Annotated in this window: 15 protein-coding genes; all 15 read left to right on the top strand. The window is 56.0% G+C overall.

Going from position 1 to position 18,681, the window contains the following annotated elements; translation table 11 throughout:
• The first annotated feature begins 57 nt into the window (after window positions 1-57).
• The 15 genes from K5621_RS14055 to K5621_RS13985 all read left to right on the top strand — a co-directional run bounded on the left by K5621_RS14055 (window position 58) and on the right by K5621_RS13985 (window position 18,681).
• Window positions 58-555, top strand: coding sequence for an OmpH/Skp family outer membrane protein (locus K5621_RS14055; protein ID WP_100145779.1), 498 nt, complete (start codon window positions 58-60; stop codon window positions 553-555).
• A 4-nt stretch (window positions 556-559) separates the two neighbouring features.
• Entirely contained in the window at window positions 560-1,585 is a 1,026-nt protein-coding gene (lpxD, locus tag K5621_RS14050; protein WP_221049541.1) for a UDP-3-O-(3-hydroxymyristoyl)glucosamine N-acyltransferase, read from the top strand.
• A gap of 37 nt (window positions 1,586-1,622) precedes the next feature.
• Window positions 1,623-2,084: a 3-hydroxyacyl-ACP dehydratase FabZ gene (gene fabZ, locus K5621_RS14045; protein WP_025010987.1), complete on the top strand. Its 462-nt coding sequence runs from the start codon at window positions 1,623-1,625 to the stop codon at window positions 2,082-2,084.
• Window positions 2,081-2,851, top strand: a complete 771-nt coding sequence (lpxA, locus tag K5621_RS14040) for an acyl-ACP--UDP-N-acetylglucosamine O-acyltransferase (RefSeq protein ID WP_025010988.1) — start codon at window positions 2,081-2,083, stop codon at window positions 2,849-2,851. The genes fabZ and lpxA overlap by 4 nt, the downstream gene beginning before the upstream one ends.
• 14 nt (window positions 2,852-2,865) lie before the next feature.
• On the top strand, window positions 2,866-4,026 hold the full coding sequence (gene lpxB / locus K5621_RS14035; protein WP_221049540.1) for a lipid-A-disaccharide synthase: 1,161 nt from the start codon (window positions 2,866-2,868) through the stop codon (window positions 4,024-4,026).
• Window positions 4,023-4,643 (top strand): ribonuclease HII, encoded by a 621-nt coding sequence (gene rnhB, locus K5621_RS14030; protein ID WP_221049539.1) that lies wholly within the window; start codon window positions 4,023-4,025, stop codon window positions 4,641-4,643. Before lpxB ends, rnhB begins: the two co-directional genes overlap by 4 nt.
• A gap of 203 nt (window positions 4,644-4,846) precedes the next feature.
• On the top strand, window positions 4,847-4,936 hold the full coding sequence (kdpF, locus tag K5621_RS14025; protein ID WP_071238225.1) for a K(+)-transporting ATPase subunit F: 90 nt from the start codon (window positions 4,847-4,849) through the stop codon (window positions 4,934-4,936).
• Between the two features lie 2 nt (window positions 4,937-4,938).
• Entirely contained in the window at window positions 4,939-6,624 is a 1,686-nt protein-coding gene (kdpA, locus tag K5621_RS14020) for a potassium-transporting ATPase subunit KdpA (protein ID WP_221049538.1), read from the top strand.
• Between the two features lie 19 nt (window positions 6,625-6,643).
• The gene (gene kdpB / locus K5621_RS14015) at window positions 6,644-8,749 is read left to right on the top strand and encodes a potassium-transporting ATPase subunit KdpB (protein WP_243885961.1); all 2,106 of its coding nucleotides are present in this window, start codon (window positions 6,644-6,646) and stop codon (window positions 8,747-8,749) included.
• A 12-nt stretch (window positions 8,750-8,761) separates the two neighbouring features.
• Entirely contained in the window at window positions 8,762-9,319 is a 558-nt protein-coding gene (kdpC, locus tag K5621_RS14010) for a potassium-transporting ATPase subunit KdpC (RefSeq protein WP_221049537.1), read from the top strand.
• 4 nt (window positions 9,320-9,323) lie between these two features.
• Complete coding sequence (locus tag K5621_RS14005; protein WP_221049536.1) at window positions 9,324-11,981, top strand: ATP-binding protein; 2,658 nt, start codon at window positions 9,324-9,326, stop codon at window positions 11,979-11,981.
• Entirely contained in the window at window positions 11,965-12,684 is a 720-nt protein-coding gene (locus tag K5621_RS14000; RefSeq protein ID WP_221049535.1) for a response regulator, read from the top strand. The genes K5621_RS14005 and K5621_RS14000 overlap by 17 nt, the downstream gene beginning before the upstream one ends.
• Before the next feature lie 175 nt (window positions 12,685-12,859).
• Window positions 12,860-16,333 carry a DNA polymerase III subunit alpha gene (gene dnaE, locus K5621_RS13995; protein ID WP_221049534.1) on the top strand — a complete coding sequence of 1,158 codons (3,474 nt, stop codon included), beginning with the start codon at window positions 12,860-12,862 and terminating at the stop codon, window positions 16,331-16,333.
• A complete protein-coding gene (tilS, locus tag K5621_RS13990; protein ID WP_221049533.1) occupies window positions 16,333-17,880 on the top strand; it encodes a tRNA lysidine(34) synthetase TilS in 1,548 nt (515 codons plus the stop codon). Before dnaE ends, tilS begins: the two co-directional genes overlap by 1 nt.
• Before the next feature lie 531 nt (window positions 17,881-18,411).
• A complete protein-coding gene (locus tag K5621_RS13985) occupies window positions 18,412-18,681 on the top strand; it encodes an OadG family transporter subunit (RefSeq protein ID WP_221049532.1) in 270 nt (89 codons plus the stop codon).

Here is an 18,681-nt window from a genome sequence, read left to right as displayed (position 1 = left end):
TTACATAAACTCGGCAAGCATTGCTGAAGAAAAACAAGGAGTCTGACTTTGAAAAAAATGGTAAACGGCGCACTGATGACGCTGATGTTGATGGGTGCTCCCCTGGCCGCACAAGCCGAGAAGCTGGCGGTTGTTGATATGGGCGCCGTGTTTGAACAACTGCCACAACGCGAGCAGATCAGCAACGCACTCAAGACTGAGTTCGGTGATCGTATGGCTGAAGTTCAGAAACTACAGGAAGAACTTCGTGGTTTGCTGGAAAAGCAACAGCGTGATGCCGCACTGATGAGCGAAACGCAAAAGACCGAACTGGTTCGTAAAATGGAATCACTGAAGGCCGACTACCAGCTTAAAGGTAAGGCGTTGGATGAAGATCTGCGTCGCCGTCAGGGCGAAGAGCAAAACAAGCTGCTGGTAAAAGTGCAGAAGGCCATTAACAGTATTGCCGAAAAAGAGAAGTACGACATGGTACTGCAACGCGGCGCTGTGGTTTATGTTAAGCCAGCTGCCGATATCAGCTCTAAAGTGGTTGAAGCCTTGAGCAAAGGCCAGTAAATAGATGAAGTCTTTTTCGTTGAAAGAGCTTGCCCAGCTGTTAGGGGCCGAAGTCCGCGGGGATGACAGTGTGACTGTCTCCTCGGTGGCGACACTTGAAAAGGCGCAGCCGGATCAGATCTCCTTTCTGGCCAACACCAAATATCGTAGCCAGCTGGAGCAGACTCAGGCTGGTGCGGTATTGATCTCGCCTAAAGAGTTGGACGGTTTTGCTGGTAACGCCTTGGTACTCAATGACCCTTATGTCGGTTTTGCCAGAGTTGCGCAATTGCTGGATAGTACGCCTGCCGCTGCAGAGGACATCCATCCCTCGGCACAAATTCATCCCAGTGCCAAACTGGGTGAGGGCGTTGCGGTTGGTGCCAATGTGGTCATCGGCGCCAACAGCATTTTGGGCGAAAACGTCCAGATAGGTGCCGGTACTGTGGTTGGTCAGGATGTCATCATAGGCTCAGGCAGCCGTTTGTGGGCCAATGTCACCGTTTATCACGATGTTCATATGGGGCAAAACTGTATCGTTCACTCTGGGGCCGTTATCGGCTCTGATGGTTTCGGTTATGCCAACGAACGCGGTCAGTGGATCAAAATCCCTCAGACCGGCGGTGTGCGCATAGGTGACAGAGTGGAGATTGGCGCTGGTACTACTATAGATCGCGGCGCGATCGACCATACTGAAATTCATGATGGCGTGATAATCGACAACCAGGTGCAAGTAGCTCACAACGATATCATAGGGGCCAACACTGCGATTGCCGGCTGCACTGTACTGGCAGGCAGCGTGACTATAGGTAAGCATTGTATTATTGGTGGCAACTGCGCGATTTCCGGCCATCTGAGCATTACGGATGGGGTGCACGTCACCGGCAGCACCAACATTACTAACGATGTTCGTGAACCTGGGGTATACTCCTCGGCCACTGTGGCCATGCCCAACAGGCTATGGCGTAAAAATACGGTTCGCTTCCGTCAGTTGGACGAGCTGTTCCAGCGGGTCAAGACCCTGGAAAAAACCGTTAAACCCCAAGATTAATACCGCTGCGTGTTAAGCGGCATGAGGAAACGAGTTCGTGTCTAATCAATTAAATACAATGGATATCAAAGAGATTTTGGCTTACTTGCCACATAGATATCCATTTTTGTTGATCGATAGAGTACTGGATTTTACTCCGGGTGAAACTCTGCATGCGATCAAGAACGTCACCATCAATGAGCCTTTCTTCCAGGGACACTTCCCTGTGCAGCCGGTTATGCCAGGCGTGCTCATTCTGGAAGCCATGGCGCAGGCCACCGGCTTGTTGGCGTTCAAGACCATGAGCGACAAGCCGTCTCCGGACGTGCTGTATTATTTTGCCGGTATCGACAATGCTCGTTTCAAGCGGGTTGTTGAGCCAGGTGATCAGCTGCACTTTGAAGTGAAGATGATCAAGGAACGCCGCGGGATTGGCGTTTTCTACGGCGAGGCCAAAGTGGATGGTGAGCTGGTGTGTTCAGCCGAAATCATGTGTGCCCGCAGAGAGATTAGCAAGTGATAGATAAATTAGCTTTCGTTCACCCCGAAGCCAAGATAGGTAAAAATGTCACTATCGGTCCCTGGAGCTACATAGGGGCGGATGTGGAGATCGGCGATGACTGCTGGATCAGTTCCCACGTGGTTATCAAGGGACCCAGCATCATTGGCAAGGGCAACCGGATTTTCCAGTTTGCCTCCGTTGGTGAAGATTGCCAGGACAAGAAATACGCCGGTGAACCTACCCGGCTTATCATGGGTGATAACAATATCATCCGTGAATCTGTCACCATTCACCGCGGTACAGTGCAGGACAACAGCGAGACCCGTATCGGCTCCAATAACCTGTTTATGGCCTATGTACATATCGCCCACGACTGCGTGGTGGGTGACAATGTGATCATGGCCAATAACGCCTCTATTGCCGGTCACTGCCATGTGGGTGACTGGGCTATTCTCGGCGGTATGACAGGGGTGCATCAGTTTGTGCACATAGGTGCCCATGCCTTTACAGCAGGTTGCTCTTTGGTGCTGCAGGACGTACCTCCCTTCGTGATGGCCTCTGGCCAGGCGGCCATTCCCCGTGGTCTGAATATGGAAGGCATGAAGCGCCGCGGTTTTGCCAAAGAGACCCAACAAGCGCTGCGCCGGGCCTACAAGACCCTGTATCGCAGCAGCCTGACTCTGGAAGAGGCCGTTGCCGCCATGGCTGAAGACGCCGCAAAGGAGCCGCAGGTACAAGCATTTGTTGATTTTGTGACCTCCTCTAATCGAGGAATTATTCGCTGACACAGTGAGAACGAATGACACAAAATAGAAAGTTAGTCTTTGCAATGGCCGCCGGAGAAATCTCCGGCGATATTTTAGGTGCCGGCCTGATGAAAGCATTGCAACAGCGCTATCCGGATGCCCGTTTTATCGGTATCGGTGGCCCCCGCATGGAAGCACTCGGATTCGAGTCGCTGTTTGCCATCGAAGAGTTGGCCGTGATGGGAATTGCCGAGGTGCTCTCCCGCCTACCGAGATTGTTGAAGATACGCTCGAGTCTGGTCAAACAGATAACCGCGCTGCAGCCGGATTGCTTTATCGGCATAGATGCCCCGGACTTCAATATCGGCCTGGAGCTCAAGCTCAAGGCGAGCGGGATCAAGACGGTGCATTATGTCAGCCCATCGGTTTGGGCCTGGCGCCCTAAGCGGATCTTCAAAATCGCCCGCGCCACCAACATGGTGCTGTCACTGCTGCCGTTTGAAAAGGCCTTCTACGACAAGCATCAAGTGCCTTGCACCTTTGTCGGCCACACTCTGGCCGATGAGATCCCGATGGAGAATGACAAGCGTCTTGCCAGAGAAGCACTAGGCTTGAAAGTCGAAGCCGAATATCTGGCTATCCTGCCGGGCTCCCGTGGTGGAGAGTTGAAGATGTTGGCCCAGCCCTTTGTGGAGGCGGCCAGGCTGCTGAAACAGCGCTATCCGGATCTCAAGTTTATTACCCCCTTGGTGAATGAAAAACGCCGTCAACAGTTTCTTGCCGCGCTGGAAACCTATGCGCCGGATCTGGAAATTCATATGACGGAAGGGCGCTCTCGGGAAGTGATGGCCGCCAGCGATGCTATCTTGCTGGCATCGGGCACCGCCACGCTGGAAGCCATGTTGGTCAAGCGCCCCATGGTGGTCGGCTATCGGGTCAGCCCTATCACTTACCGTATTGCCAAGCGGATGATGCAGATAAACCACTTCTCTTTGCCCAATTTGTTGGCCGGAAGGGAGTTGGTGCCGGAGCTTATCCAAGATGATTGCACTGCCGAGCGGCTAGCCGAAGAGGTGGGTAAATTGCTGGATAAAGATAACCGGCCGCTGCTGGCCGAGTTTAGCAAGCTACACAGCCTGCTGGCCTGCAACGCCAGTGAGAAGGCGGCCCAGGCGGTTGTGGCCTTACTCGATAAAAAAACCGAGGAAAGATGACTGTCTATAAGCAACTCTCGGAAGCCGAAGCGCAGCTGTTGTGCCAGGGGCTGGTCGCCGGGGTAGATGAAGTGGGGCGTGGCCCCTTGGTCGGTGATGTGGTCACCGCGGCGGTGATCCTGGATCCCGCCAATCCAATTACCGGCCTCAATGATTCCAAGAAGCTCAGCGAAAAGAAACGCGATGCCCTCTATGAAGAGATCCTGGCCAAGGCGCTGGCGGTCTCAGTCGGTCGAGCCAGCCCCGCAGAAATCGATGAGCTCAACATATTGCATGCCACCATGTTGGCGATGCAGCGCGCCGTGGCGGGCTTGAACGTGCGTCCCGAGAAAGTCTTGGTAGATGGTAATCGGACCCCGGATTTTGGCCTGCCTTCGGCCGCAGTGGTTAAGGGTGATGGCTTGATCCCAGTAATCAGTGCCGCCTCTATCATAGCCAAGGTCACCCGCGACCGGGAGATGGCCGAGCTTGACCTCCGCCACCCTGAATATGGTTTTGCCGCCCATAAGGGCTACCCCACCAAGGCGCATTTCGAAGCCTTGAGTCAACACGGTGTCTTGCCTGAGCACAGGCGCAGCTTCCGGCCGGTACGCGAATGGCTGGAGCAGCATTCATAAGCCGTACTGAAACCTAAAGATGCAACCAAAAGGGCAGCAGCAGCTGCCCTTTTTTGTCGGTTATCACCCCGTAACATCTATTGATGGTTTTCGCCATTTATACAGCTTTTATACAAACCCTGCGGATATTTACACCCCGTTTTTATACCGGTTTTCATAAGCTTTGACCCTGAAATTAAAGTCTTTTTCAGGAGATATTCATTATGGCTGTTATGGAGTGGGCCGCTTTACTGCTGGCCTTGGGACTATTTGGCTATCTGTTTTTTGCCCTGATGCATCCAGAGGATTTCTGACTATGTTGACTATGGAATCCTTAGGCTTGCCGGCGATTTTTCTAGGGCTCTTGTTGGCGGCATCCCTATTGTTGGCAAAGCCGTTGGCGCTATTAATCCGGCATCAAAAGCCTTTCAAACGCGAGGCGGCGCTATGGTCCGGTATGACCGCGGTATTTGAGGAGATGAACTGGCGCCAATATGCGGCGGCGCTCTTGTGTTTCAATGCCCTTGGCGCCCTGTGTCTGATGCTTATCCTGCTGTTGCAACAATACCTGCCGCTTAACCCGCAAAACCTGCCGGGGATGGATTGGCAACTGGCATTCAACACCTCAATCAGCTTTGTGACCAACACCAATTGGCAGGCCTATTCGGGCGAAACCAGTCTCAGTTATTTCAGCCAGATGGCGGGGCTGACGGTGCAGAATTTCTGCTCGGCCGCCACGGGTATGGTGGTGGCCTTTGCCATTATCAGAGCCTTGACAACCAAGGGGCAGACTATGCTCGGTAACGCCTGGTTGGATTTGCTGAGGGTGAACCTCTATCTGCTGTTGCCTCTGGCCTTGTTGATCGCCCTGTTGTTGGTGCAGCAGGGCGTCATTCAGAATCTTGCCGCTTATCTGCCGGTGACCGGGCTGGAAGGTCAACAACAGCTGTTGCCCATGGGGCCCGTAGCATCCCAGGAGGCGATTAAGATGCTGGGTACCAATGGCGGCGGTTTCTTTGGCGCCAATTCGGCGCACCCCTTTGAAAATCCTACGGCGCTGAGCAATCTGCTGCAGATGCTGTGTATTTTCCTGTTGCCCTGCAGCCTGGTTATCGCCTTTGGCCTCTGCGCCGGGGATTGGCGCCAGGGGGCGAGTATTTTGGGGTGTATGGCATTGGTGTTTGTGGCGGCCTTTCTATGGATAAGTCACTCTGAGCTGCAACTGCAGCAGATGGCCGATATTCACTTCCCCGGCAATATGGAAGGCAAGGAGACTCGCTTTGGCATCGGAGCAAGCAGCCTGTTTGCTACTGTCACCACGGCAGCTTCCTGCGGTGCGGTGAATGCCATGCACGACTCCTTTACCGCGCTTGGCGGCATGATGCCCATGTGGTTGATGCAACTTGGTGAGGTGATCTTCGGCGGCGTTGGCAGCGGTTTTTACGGCATTTTGCTGTTTGTATTCCTGACAGTGTTTATTGCCGGACTGATGATAGGCCGCAGCCCCGAGTATCTGGGCAAGAAGATTGAAACCCGGGAGATGAAACTTGTCTGTCTGGCACTGCTCTGTTCGCCTGTGATAGTGCTGTCCGGCGCGGCGCTTGGCTTGGTGCTCTCTCCCGAGTCGCTGCAGGAAACCGGCCCCCATGGTTTCAGCGAGCTGTTGTACGCCCTGTCCTCGGCGGCCAACAACAACGGCAGCGCCTTTGGTGGCTTCAACGCCAATACGCCTTTTTACAACCTTCTGCTGGCGGCGGCCATGCTACTTGGGCGCTTTGGCGTGATCCTACCTGTGCTGATGATAGCCGGCAGTATGGCTGCCAAACCCGCCCAAGAGGCAGGCCCAGGCACCTTGCCCACCCATGGCTGGTTGTTTGCCAGCATGTTGTTGGGAACCCTTTTGCTCTTTGGCGCCTTGACCTTTATTCCGGCATTGACTCTCGGGCCTGTGGCCGAGCAGCTGACATTCCCGTTGCCGCAAGCACTGCCGACAGCTCAATGAATTCAGGGAGAAACAGACAATGAAAACCTTCAGTTTTGATATAACGCCAGATCATCCAAGAGAGACAGGCTGCAACAAGCGTCATCCGGTGCTGCAGATAGATGCCGCCATGCTGAGGCAAACGCTGCTAAGCGCGCTGACCAAGCTGGACCCCAGAGTGCAGCTGAAGAACCCCATCATGTTTGTGGTCTATATCGCCAGTATTCTTCTGTCGCTGGAGGCGGTGGCCATAGGCTTGGGTTGGCGCGCCGGAAATCCCTGGTTCAGCGGTATTATCGCCATCTGGCTGTGGCTGACCTTGCTGTTTGCCAACTTTGCCGAGGCGCTAGCCGAGGGACGCAGCAAGGCGCAGGCCGACAGTCTGCGGGGGCTTCGACGCAGCAGCTGGGCCAACAAGCAGACAGACAAGGGGCTTGAGAAAGTGCTTGCCGATACTCTGAAGTGCGGTGATATAGTGCGGGTGGAAGCCGGTGAGATCATTCCTTGCGACGGGGAGATTATTCAAGGGGTTGCCTCTGTGGATGAGAGCGCCATTACCGGTGAGTCGGCACCCGTTATCCGCGAGTCCGGTGGCGACTTCAGCTCTGTGGTGGGTGGAACCCGGCTGTTGTCAGACTGGCTGGTGGTGCGCTGCGCCCAGGAGAGCGGCAATACCTTCCTCGATCGCATGATTGCCATGGTGGACGGCGCCAAGCGGCGCAAGACCCCCAATGAGGTGGCGCTGAATATTTTGCTGATCACCCTGACGCTGATTTTCCTGTTGGTCACTGTGACTCTGGCGCCATTTTCCGCTTATGGTGCCATGGGCAGCGGCGGCGAGCCTATCTCGATGACAGTGCTGCTGGCGCTGCTCATCTGCCTCATTCCCACCACCATAGGCGGGTTGCTGTCTACCGTGGGTATCGCCGGCATGAGCCGCATGATAGGCGTCAATGTGATAGCCACTTCGGGAAGGGCGGTGGAAGCCGCCGGTGATGTGGATGTGCTCTTGCTGGACAAGACAGGCACCATCACCCTGGGCAATCGCCAGGCGAGTGATTTTCTGCCTGTGGCCGGTATAGCTGAAGAGGCATTGGCCAATGCGGCGCAGCTGGCCTCTCTTGCTGATGAAACCCCGGAGGGGCGCAGCATAGTGGTGCTGGCAAAACAGAAGTTTGCCATCCGGGAGCGCAGTCTTGCCGAACTCGATGCCAGTTTTATTCCCTTTACTGCCCAAACCCGCATGAGCGGTATCAATCTGGGGACGAGGCAGATACGCAAAGGCTCTTTCGACGCCATCAGCCAATATGTGAAGGCCAACGGCGGCGAGGTTCCCAAAGAACTGGGAGCCTTGGTGGATAAGGTGGCCAAGCAGGGCTCCACTCCTCTGGTGGTGGCCGAAGGCAACAAACTTCTCGGGGTGATAGCGCTCAAGGACATAGTCAAAGGTGGTATCAAGGAGCGCTTTATCCAACTGCGCAAGATGGGCATCAAAACCGTGATGATCACCGGCGATAACCCGCTCACCGCCGCGGCCATTGCCGCCGAGGCCGGAGTGGATGAGTATCTGGCCGAGGCCACGCCCGAAGCCAAGCTGGCGCTGATTCGGCAATACCAGAATGAGGGCCGCCTGGTGGCCATGACAGGCGATGGCACCAATGACGCACCTGCGCTGGCACAGTCGGATGTGGCACTGGCAATGAACTCGGGCACCCAAGCGGCCAAGGAGGCCGGTAATATGGTGGATCTCGACTCCAACCCCACCAAGCTTATCGAAGTGGTGCATATCGGCAAACAGATGTTGATGACTCGTGGCTCGCTCACCAGCTTCAGCATAGCCAATGATCTGGCCAAGTATTTTGCCATCATTCCCGCGGCTTTCAGCACCACCTTTCCGGCGCTCGAGAGCCTCAACCTGATGCGACTGCACTCGCCCGAGTCGGCGGTCATTTCGGCGGTGATCTTCAATGCGCTGATCCTGGTGGCACTGTTGCCGCTGGCACTCAAGGGCGTGCGTTATCGCGCCATGGCGGCCGCTGCAGTGCTCAAACGCAACCTGTTGTTTTATGGGGTTGGCGGCCTGCTGTTGCCCTTTGTTGCCATTAAAGTCATAGACGCATTGCTTGCCGCCACTGGCTGGATCTGATTGGAGTATGTTATGAAAACCTTGAAAATGGGCTTGTGGGTCTTCGGCGTTATCTTTGTCGTGACCGGGTTGGTCTATCCGCTGCTGGTCACTGTTGCCGCCACGGCACTGTTCCCGCATCAGGCGGGAGGCAGCATAATAGAGCGAGATGGCGTCTTACTGGGCTCAGAGCTTATCGGGCAGGAGTACAAGACGGATGGTTTTTTCCATGGCCGCGCCTCGGCCTCGGCTTATGACGCCCAGGCTTCCGGCGGCAGTAATCTGTCGCCCCACAGCCGTGAGCTGCAATCCCTGTGGCAGCAGCGAGCCGCGGCCTTGAATGCCCACAACCCTGGAAATTCGTTTGTGCCTGGGTTGCTGGTCACTGCCTCCGGCAGTGGTCTGGACCCCCATATCTCACCCGAGGCCGCCTACTGGCAGCTGGGGCGAGTCGCCAAGGCGAGAGGGGTATCAGAGGCGCGGTTAAAGGCACTGATTGACAGCCATATTCGGCAGCCGCCCTTGCCCTTTGTCGGCCAGCCCACGGTCAATGTTTCATTGCTGAACCTGGCATTGAGCAAAATGGAGTAATCACTTGTCAGAAATCAGGCCCAATGCCGATTTGCTGCTACAGCAACAGCCGTCCTCCCGGGGGCGGCTCAAAATCTTCTTCGGCGCCTTTGCCGGGGTGGGTAAAACCTATGCCATGCTCAGCGAGGCTCGCAGGCTAAGACTGCAGGGGCTGGATGTACTGGCCGGATTGGTTGAAACCCACGGCAGAGATGAGACGGCGGCCCTGCTCGAAGGCTTGGAGCTGCTGCCGCCCAAAGCGCTGAGCATAATGCACAGGCGTTATCAGGAGTTTGATATCGATGCCGTGCTTGCCCGGCATCCGGCGCTGGTATTGGTCGATGAGCTGGCCCACAGCAATGCCCCGGGATGCCGTCACCGCAAACGTTGGCAGGATGTCAAAGAGTTGCTGGATGCCGGTATAGATGTGTTTACCACAGTCAATGTGCAGCATCTTGAAAGCCTCAACGATCTGGTGGGCGGCATTACCGGTATCAAGGTGTCGGAAACCCTGCCGGACTCAGTGTTTTATGAGGCCGATGAAGTGGTGCTGGTGGACCTGCCACCCGATGACCTGATGCAGCGAATGCGTGAGGGTAAAATCTATCTCTCATCCCAGGTGGAAAGGGCGATAGAAAACTTCTTCAACCGTCAGAATCTCACCGCACTCAGGGAGTTGGCCCTCAACGCCACCGCCGAGCGGCTGGAGCAGCGCAGGCGTCAGGACAATGAGCCCGGCCTCAGGGGCGGCCTGCTGCTGGGGCTGACCCATGGTGAGCAGCAGGAGAAGCTTATTCGCCACGCCATGCGTCTGGCCAAGCGTCTCAATTGCCGCTGGTATGCCCTGCATGTGGAAACGCCCGAGGCGCAGCAGTGGGATGATAGCAAGCGGCAACAGCTGCAGGATAACCTCAAGCTGGCCGAGAGCCTGGGGGCCGAGACCGCGACTCTGGTGGATCATGATATCTGCCACGGCTTGCTGGAATTTGCCGGCGAACACAGGTTGGAGCGGATCCTTATCGGCCACCACAGCGGCAAGTGGCAGCTGCCATGGCGCCGGGAGCTTGGCCAGAGTTTGAGAAAGCGCGCCGCAGATGAGGAGATTATCAGCCTCAACCTTGATCAAGCCACTAAACAGCCCAAGGCCGCCAATCCCAGAGCCTGGCCAAGACTGCGCCCGGCGAATATTGCCATGGCCCTGGGTATGTCGGCCTTTTGTACCTTGCTTGGCTATTGGCTGGCGCCCTGGTTTCATGCCACCAACATAGTGATGATCTACCTCTTGGGCACTGTCTTGCTGTCGCTCAGGCTCGACAGAATGAGCGCCTTGTTGGCAACTTTGGTCAATGTGGCCTGCTTTGACCTCTTCTTTGTCGAGCCCAGGTTCTCCTTCTCGGTTGCCGATGCCCAATATCTGATGACCTTCTTCGCCATGGCCATAGTCAGTATCGCCATCACCCAACTCACACATACCACGCGTATTCAGGCGCAAATGGCCCGGCAGCGGGAGCTGCGCACCTATCAGCTGTTTGAGATGTCGCAGCAACTGGGCTCGGCGCAAACTGAGCGGGAGATGGCTGCCATCGCCCAGCAGCATATCGGCAAGAGCTTCGCCGCGGCGGTGGCGGTATTGAAGGCCGAAGAGCAGGGAACCTTGCTGTTGACCAAGGGGTTTACCCGTTATGATTCGGCCATTGCCAAGTGGAGCATAGCCAACAACTGTGCAGCCGGCGCCGGAACAGATACCCTGCCCAATGCCGGTTGCTACTATCAGCCGGTAGCGATAGAGCAGCGGGTGCTGGCTATGGTGGTGCTCGAACCTGTGAGTCTCAGCGGTTGGTTGGCACCTGAGCAGCAAAGGCTGCTCAATGCCTTTGTTTGCCTGTTGGCGCAGGCGCTTGAGCGGCTCGAGCTGGCCAAGGCCTCCAAGCAGGCGCAGTTGAATGTGGAAACCGAAAAGATGCGCAGCACCATGCTCTCTTCCCTGTCCCATGACTTGCGCACTCCGCTGACGCTTATCCGCAACCAGAGCGACAGCCTGGTGACCAGTCTGGCGCCTTTCCCCGAACAGTGTCAGCAGGCGCGCCAACTGGCGCAGCGGATAGGTGAAACCATTCGGCTGACCAACAATGTAATGGAGATGATCCGCCTCGAGTCGTGCCATTTTATTTTGCAGCTTGACTGGCAGGATCTGGAGGAGATCCTCGGGGTGACGCTAAGGCAACTGGAACCCAGAACCCAGATTCGGTTGAATATCCCTGCCGAGCTGCCGCTTATCTATTGCGATGGCAATCTCATTCAGCGGGTGCTGTTGAATCTTTTGGAAAATGCATTTAAATATGGCCCGCCAAAGGTACAGATAAGCATCAGTGCTCAGTTGGATGCCGAGCAGTTTTATATCGAAGTGGCCGACAACGGACCCGGGCTTCCCACAGAGGATGCCAGTTGGCTGTTTACCAAGTTTGAGCGCGGCAACAAGGAGTGTGGCATTCCCGGGCTGGGGCTCGGCTTGGCCATCTGTCAGGCGATAGTCTCGGCCCACGGTGGCCGCATCTGGGCCCATAACCGCGAACAGGGCGGCGCCGTGTTCACCTTCAGCTTGCCCTATGTTTCACCGCCCGAGATGTGCGGCGAAGAAGAGTATTTACCCGAGCAGGAATCCAGTTATGCCAGCATTGATTGAGCCGCAGCCGTTTCATCACAGAAGGGTATTGGTGATAGATGATGCCCAGGAGATCTGTCAGTTTGTCAGTAAGGCCTTGCAGCAGCAGGGGCTTGAGGTGTTCACCGCTCACTCGCTCAATCAGGGCTTGATGGAGGCCTCGACCCGGCAGCCGGATACTGTGATCCTGGATCTCGGCTTGCCCGATGGCGATGGCCAGAGCTTTATTCCCCGCTTTCGCAGCTGGAGTGATGCTCCTGTGATAGTGCTGTCGGCCCGCAGCGATGAAGCCGACAAGGTGCAGGCGCTTAACAGCGGCGCCGACGATTACCTGTGCAAGCCCTTCGGCATAGAGGAGCTGCTGGCCCGGGTGCGGGTGGCGTTGAGGCGACACTTACGTCACAGCCATGAGCCGGAGGCTCAGGTGCAGTTGGGAGAGGTCTTGTTCGACCGCCACCGTCAGCAGCTGAGCCGCAACGGCAAGCCCGTGCATCTGACCAAGACGGAATTAAAGCTCCTGAACGCCTTGCTGGAGCAGCCGGGCAAGGTATTGACTCAACAAAGCCTGCTGAAACAGGTCTGGGGGCCGACATTTGTCGAGCATGGCCACTATGTGCGCACCTATATGAAGCATCTGCGCAATAAGATAGAAGCAGAGCCCGCCAACCCCAAATACCTGCTGACGGAAATCGGCATAGGTTATCGCCTCGTCACAGGTAAATAATGGAGAGGCCCGGCTCGGCTTCACGGCTTAGATTTTGATTTTGTCGCAAAAGCCGCCAGATAACGCCTTTGGCGTGATTTTGCCGACAAGGCGGCCGGTTTTAACTTTGGTGAACCTCTCCCGGCGTGTTATCTTTCCCTATTGATTTTCAGCCAGTCAGAGTAATCGGATTTTCATGTCACAGCCCCGTTTCGTCCATCTACGTGTTCACTCAGACTTTTCCATGACCGATGGTCTGGCCAAGGTCAAGCCCATTCTGGCCAAGGTGGCCGATGAGGGCATGGCGGCAGTGGCACTGACGGATCAGAACAACCTCTGTGGCCTGGTGAAATTCTACGGTGGCTGCCATGGCGCCGGGATAAAGCCCATCATAGGGGCCGACTTCTGGATGTTGGTGCCCGGCTTTGAAGATGAGTTCTGCGCGCTTACCGTGCTGGCCATGGATAACGACGGCTACCAGAACCTGACTCAGCTGATCTCCAAGGCCTATCTGCGCGGTCAGGTGCGTGACCGGGTCGCTATCGATCAGGAGTGGCTGCTGGAGCACGGCGCCGGTATTTTGCTGCTCTCCGGCGCAAGGGAAGGGGACTTGGGCAAGGCGCTGCTCAAGGGCAACCTGAACCAGGCCCAGGAACTGACCGATTTCTACAAGCAGCACTTCAACGACCGTTACTTTATTGAACTGATCCGCACCGGGCGCCCGGATGAGGAGCGCTACCTGCATATGGCGGTGGAACATGCCGCCAACACAGGCCTGCCTGTGGTTGCCACCAACCAGGTGGTGTTCATGACCCCGGAAGAGTTTGAGGCCCATGAAATTCGGGTGGCTATCCACGATGGCTACACACTGGCTGACCCCCGTAGACCCAAGAAATACAGCGAGCAGCAGTATCTCAAGACAGAAGCTGAGATGTGCGAGCTGTTTGCCGACATTCCGGAAGCGCTGCAAAACACGGTGGAGATCGCCAAGCGCTGTAACGTTACTGTGCGGCTCGGCGAATACTTCCTGCCCAACTTTCCCACGGGTGAGCTGTCTACCGAAGACTATCTGGTAATGCGCTCCAAAGAGGGACTGGAAGAGCGTCTCGAGTTCCTGTTTCCGGATCCAGAAGAGCGGGCGGAAAAGCGTGGCGAGTATGACGAGCGTCTGGATATTGAGCTCAAGGTAATTAACCAGATGGGCTTTCCCGGCTACTTCCTTATCGTGATGGAGTTTATCCAGTGGGGTAAGGACAACGGTATTCCCGTGGGCCCGGGGCGGGGGTCGGGTGCCGGCTCCCTGGTGGCCTATGCGCTTAAGATCACTGACTTGGACCCGCTGGAATTTGACCTGCTGTTCGAACGTTTTCTTAACCCCGAGCGGGTGTCGATGCCCGACTTCGACGTCGACTTCTGTATGGACAGGCGCGATGAGGTTATCGATCACGTGGCCGAACTCTATGGCCGGGATGCAGTATCGCAGATCATCACCTTCGGTACCATGGCCGCCAAGGCGGTAGTGCGTGACGTGGGCCGGGTGCTGGGTCACCCCTATGGCTTTGTCGACAGAATTTCCAAGATGATCCCGGCCGAGCCCGGGATGACGCTGGCCAAGGCTTTTGAGGCCGAGCCTGCGCTGCCCGAAGCCTATGAGGCCGATGAGGATGTCAAAGACCTTATCGACATGTGCCGCAAGCTTGAGGGGGTGACCCGTAACGCGGGTAAGCACGCCGGTGGCGTGGTGATTGCGCCGACCAAGATCACCGACTTCTCGCCGCTTTATTGCGACGCCGAAGGGAAAAACCCGGTGACCCAGTTCGACAAGAACGACGTGGAAACCGCCGGTCTGGTGAAGTTTGACTTCCTGGGTCTCAGAACCCTGACCATTATCGACTGGGCGCTGGGGATGATTAACCCAAGGCTCGCCAAGCTCGGCAAGCCGCCGGTCGATATTGCCGCCATTCCGCTTGACGATGCCAAGTCCTTCGGGGTACTGAAACGCTACGAAACCACGGCGGTATTCCAGCTGGAATCCCGCGGCATGAAAGATCTTATCAAGCGTCTGCAGCCCGACTGCTTCGAAGATATGATCGCTCTGGTGGCCCTGTTCCGCCCAGGCCCCTTGCAGTCGGGGATGGTAGATAACTTTATCGAGCGTAAGCACGGCCACGAGGCCATCTCCTACCCGGATGAGAAGTGGCAACACGAGAGCCTTAAACCGATTTTGGATCCTACCTACGGCATCATCCTCTATCAGGAACAGGTGATGCAGATTGCCCAGACGCTGGCGGGTTATACCCTGGGCGGCGCGGACATGCTGCGCCGGGCCATGGGTAAGAAAAAGCCGGAAGAGATGGCCAAGCAGCGTGCCGGTTTTGAAGCCGGGGCGATAAAAAACGGCGTCGACGGCGAACTGGCGATGAAGATCTTCGATCTGGTGGAGAAATTCGCCGGTTACGGCTTCAACAAATCGCACTCGGCCGCCTATGCACTGGTGTCCTATCAGACCCTCTGGCTCAAGACCCACTATCCGTCTGAATTTATGGCGGCGGTAATGTCCGCCGATATGGATAACACAGACAAGATAGTGACCCTGGTGGATGAGTGTGAGCGCATGGGACTCAAGCTTATTCCGCCGGATGTCAACAAGGGCCTGTTCAAGTTTACCGTCGATGAAGAGCTCAATATCGTCTACGGCATAGGCGCCATCAAGGGCGTGGGCGAGGGGCCGGTCGAATCGATTCTGGAAGCTCGCAAGGGTGGGCCGTTCAAAGACTTGTTCGATTTCTGCGCCCGGGTGGATTTGAAAAAACTCAACCGCCGGGTGATCGAGAAGCTGATCAATGCCGGCGCCATGGACAATCTGGGGCCGCACCGGGCCTCCATGATGGCTACCTTGCCGGAGGCGATACGCGCCGCCGATCAGCACGCCAAGGCCGAAGCCATAGGTCAGTGCGACATGTTCGGTCTGCTCAACGACGACCCAGAGGACAGCAAGCAACAGTTTGTTGACTGCCCGCGTTGGCCGGACAAGGTCTGGTTGGAAGGGGAGCGTGAGACCCTGGGGCTTTACCTCACAGGTCACCCCATCAACCAATATCTCAAAGAGCTCAGGCACTACACCTCCGGGCGGCTCAAGGATATTCACCCCACAGACAGGGGCAAGACGGTCAAGGCCGCCGGATTGGTGGTCGCCACCCGGGTGATGCTGACCAAGAGAGGCTCCAAGATGGGGCTGCTGACACTGGACGACAAGAGTGCCCGTCTGGAAGTGATGCTGTTTACCGAGGCCTTCGAGAAATTCAATCACCTACTGGAGAAAGACAGGATCCTCATCTGTGAAGGTGAAGTGAGCTTCGATGACTTCTCCGGCGGTAACCGGATGACGGCGCGCAACATCATAGATATGGGCGAAGCCCGCAGCCACTTTGCGGCGGCGGTGGAGCTGGATCTCGATGCGGCAATATTGAGCCCGGAATGGCTGACACAGTTTTATGAGACCCTTTCGCCCTGGCGCGGTGGCTCTGTGCCTGTGGCGATCAACTATCGTCAGGCCCAGGCCAAGGGACAGTTCCGTTTGAGTGACGACTGGCGGGTAAACCCCAGTGATGAACTCATGATGGCACTGGAAGCCATGCTCGGCACAGATAAGGTCAGGATCCTCTTTTAATGTCTCACACTCTGGTCGATACCCTGGTACTCAAGTTAACGGCGCTGCTGGATCAAATCGGCGCCACGGCTGACAACCACCTCTGGCTGGGTTACAGCGGCGGTATGGACTCAGAGCTGCTGGCCTACACCTTGGCGCGCTTTCGCCAGACTCATTCCAATACGCCTTATCAAATCTCCCTGGTGCACGTACACCATGGCCTCAGCCGCAATGCCGATGCCTGGGCGGCCCATTGTCGCCAAAGAGCCGAGCATTATGGCCTGAATTTTGTTCTTCGGAAGGTGCAACTTGAGCTCGGTCCGCGCGTCAGTATTGAGGCCGAGGCGCGGCGCGCCCGCTATCAGGCGATTGCCGAGCTGCTCAATCCCGGTGACATTTTGCTGACGGCCCATCATCAGGACGATCAGTTGGAGACGCTGCTGCTGGCACTCAAGCGTGGTCAGGGTCCCAAGGGGCTGGCGGCCATGGGGCAAGCCCAGCACTTAGCTCTGATATCCAGGGCAGAAAGTGCACCATGCTGGCAATTACGGCCGATGCTGGACAGCAGCCGGGCTCAGATAGAGCAGGCGGTGGCGAGTCTCGAGCTGCCCTATATCAATGATGAGAGTAATCAGGACACCCAGTATGACCGCAACTTCCTGCGCGCCGAGGTGATCCCTGTACTCAAGCAGCGCTGGCCTTCGATTGCCACAACGGCCTCACGCAGCGCCGCCCTGTGCGCCGAGCAGCAGTTGCTGCTCGATGAAGTCAGCGCCGAAAAGTTGCAGCCCTTGCTCGGCCGTTGCCGCTTCAGCGGCGTTCGGGTACTGGATAGCGCCGGGCTCAAAGTGCTGTCACCCCAGTGGCAGGCGCAGTTGCTGCGGCAGTTTATTCAGATGCAGCGCTTGCCCTTACCGGCGCAGGTACAGTTGCAGCAAGCCTTGGCGCAGCTACTCGATGCCAGGGAGGATGCTCAGCTTGAGCTTAGCTTTAAGGGATTGCTCCTCAAGCGTTATGGGCAACAGATCTATGCCATGGCGCCTCTGCCGGGGGCAGCATTCCAATTGCTTGATGGCGCAGGTGCGACCGAAGATTTGGCAGCAAACCCCTCGAAACTGACCCTGAGCCAAAAGCAGCTACAAGCACTGAGCCAAGGGCAGAGTCTGAGTGTTGGGCTCACCTCCCCCTGGCAGCGCCTGGAGCTGACATTGGCTGACTCAGGGCCCAGGGTGGCGCTGGCTCAAGTCATGGCCCCACAACTGGCGTCACTATCGGCGTCACTAGGGGCAAAAGTTCAACTATCAGATACCGCTGCTGCGCCTGAATTGCTCATGGGGCTCAAGGGCAGTTACCGCTGTCAGCCCCACAATAGAGACAAGGGGCGGGAGCTCAAGAAACTCTGGCATGAACTCGGGGTGCCGCCCTGGCTCAGAGACAGAGTACCGCTGCTGATGCAAAATGGCCGACTGCTGGCGCTGGCCGGTGGTTTTGTCGAGCGTAGCGCACTGGCATCTGGCTCAGAACCCGGAATCGTGTTGAAGCTGGTGGCCGATGCAAGCTTTGAGTGACGGCCACCAGAGTTAATTGGTGTTGCCCCATACATGCTGCGGGTTACCGCTCGGGTAATTTAGTGTCTTTATGAGCATGTTACAACGGTCTGATTTTGACTGTCAGTGATAAGCTTTTGGGGATAGAGTTAACCTTTGTTAATTAATATTCAGTGGCAGCCATCCGCAACTGAATCATCCTGGTTGTTGGTATATTCGTATCGATACTTTGTCTTTCCAGCCTTTCAAATAGTGTTTTTATAAATTTTTTGCCATTATATTTGTGATTTCTCAATTGATTCGAGATTTTATTAGTTTGTTTTGGTATTACCAATTTACATTCAGGCAGGTTTTTTGTTATAGATTGGTTGTGTTTTTTGATGCCGGTCACATACCTCAATAGATACTCACTGTTAGTTCAGAATAAAAATGTGACTACAAATGACATTTTTCTGCATGTTTACCATTTATGCCCGGGTTGAGTTGTTCGCCATCCCGGCCTGCCCTTAATCGGGAAAAGCGAGCCAAGCCGTTAACAATGATGAGGAAGAGATGATGTCGCTATCTGAGCAACTCATGGAGTCTGTAGGGATTATGCTGCTCGGTATGGGGTTGGTTTATCTATTTTTGGGGTTGCTGATCTTGGGGATCCGGATATCGGCTCACTATCTGGCACCGAGACCCGGTTTGGAAACGAGTCACTCACAAACGCAGGAAAGAGCTGCGGCTCGCTCCCCCGGTGTAGCTCAAGCAGGAGCGCCCACACCGCAACAGCTGGCAGCCATTAGCTGTGCCATTCACCAATACCGCAAACAGGCTTAA

It is taken from the genome of Shewanella carassii, from assembly GCF_019670705.1.
GTDB lineage: Bacteria > Pseudomonadota > Gammaproteobacteria > Enterobacterales > Shewanellaceae > Shewanella > Shewanella carassii.
Note: the sequence above shows the minus strand (reverse complement) of the source record. Positions and strands in the feature narration are given on the sequence as shown.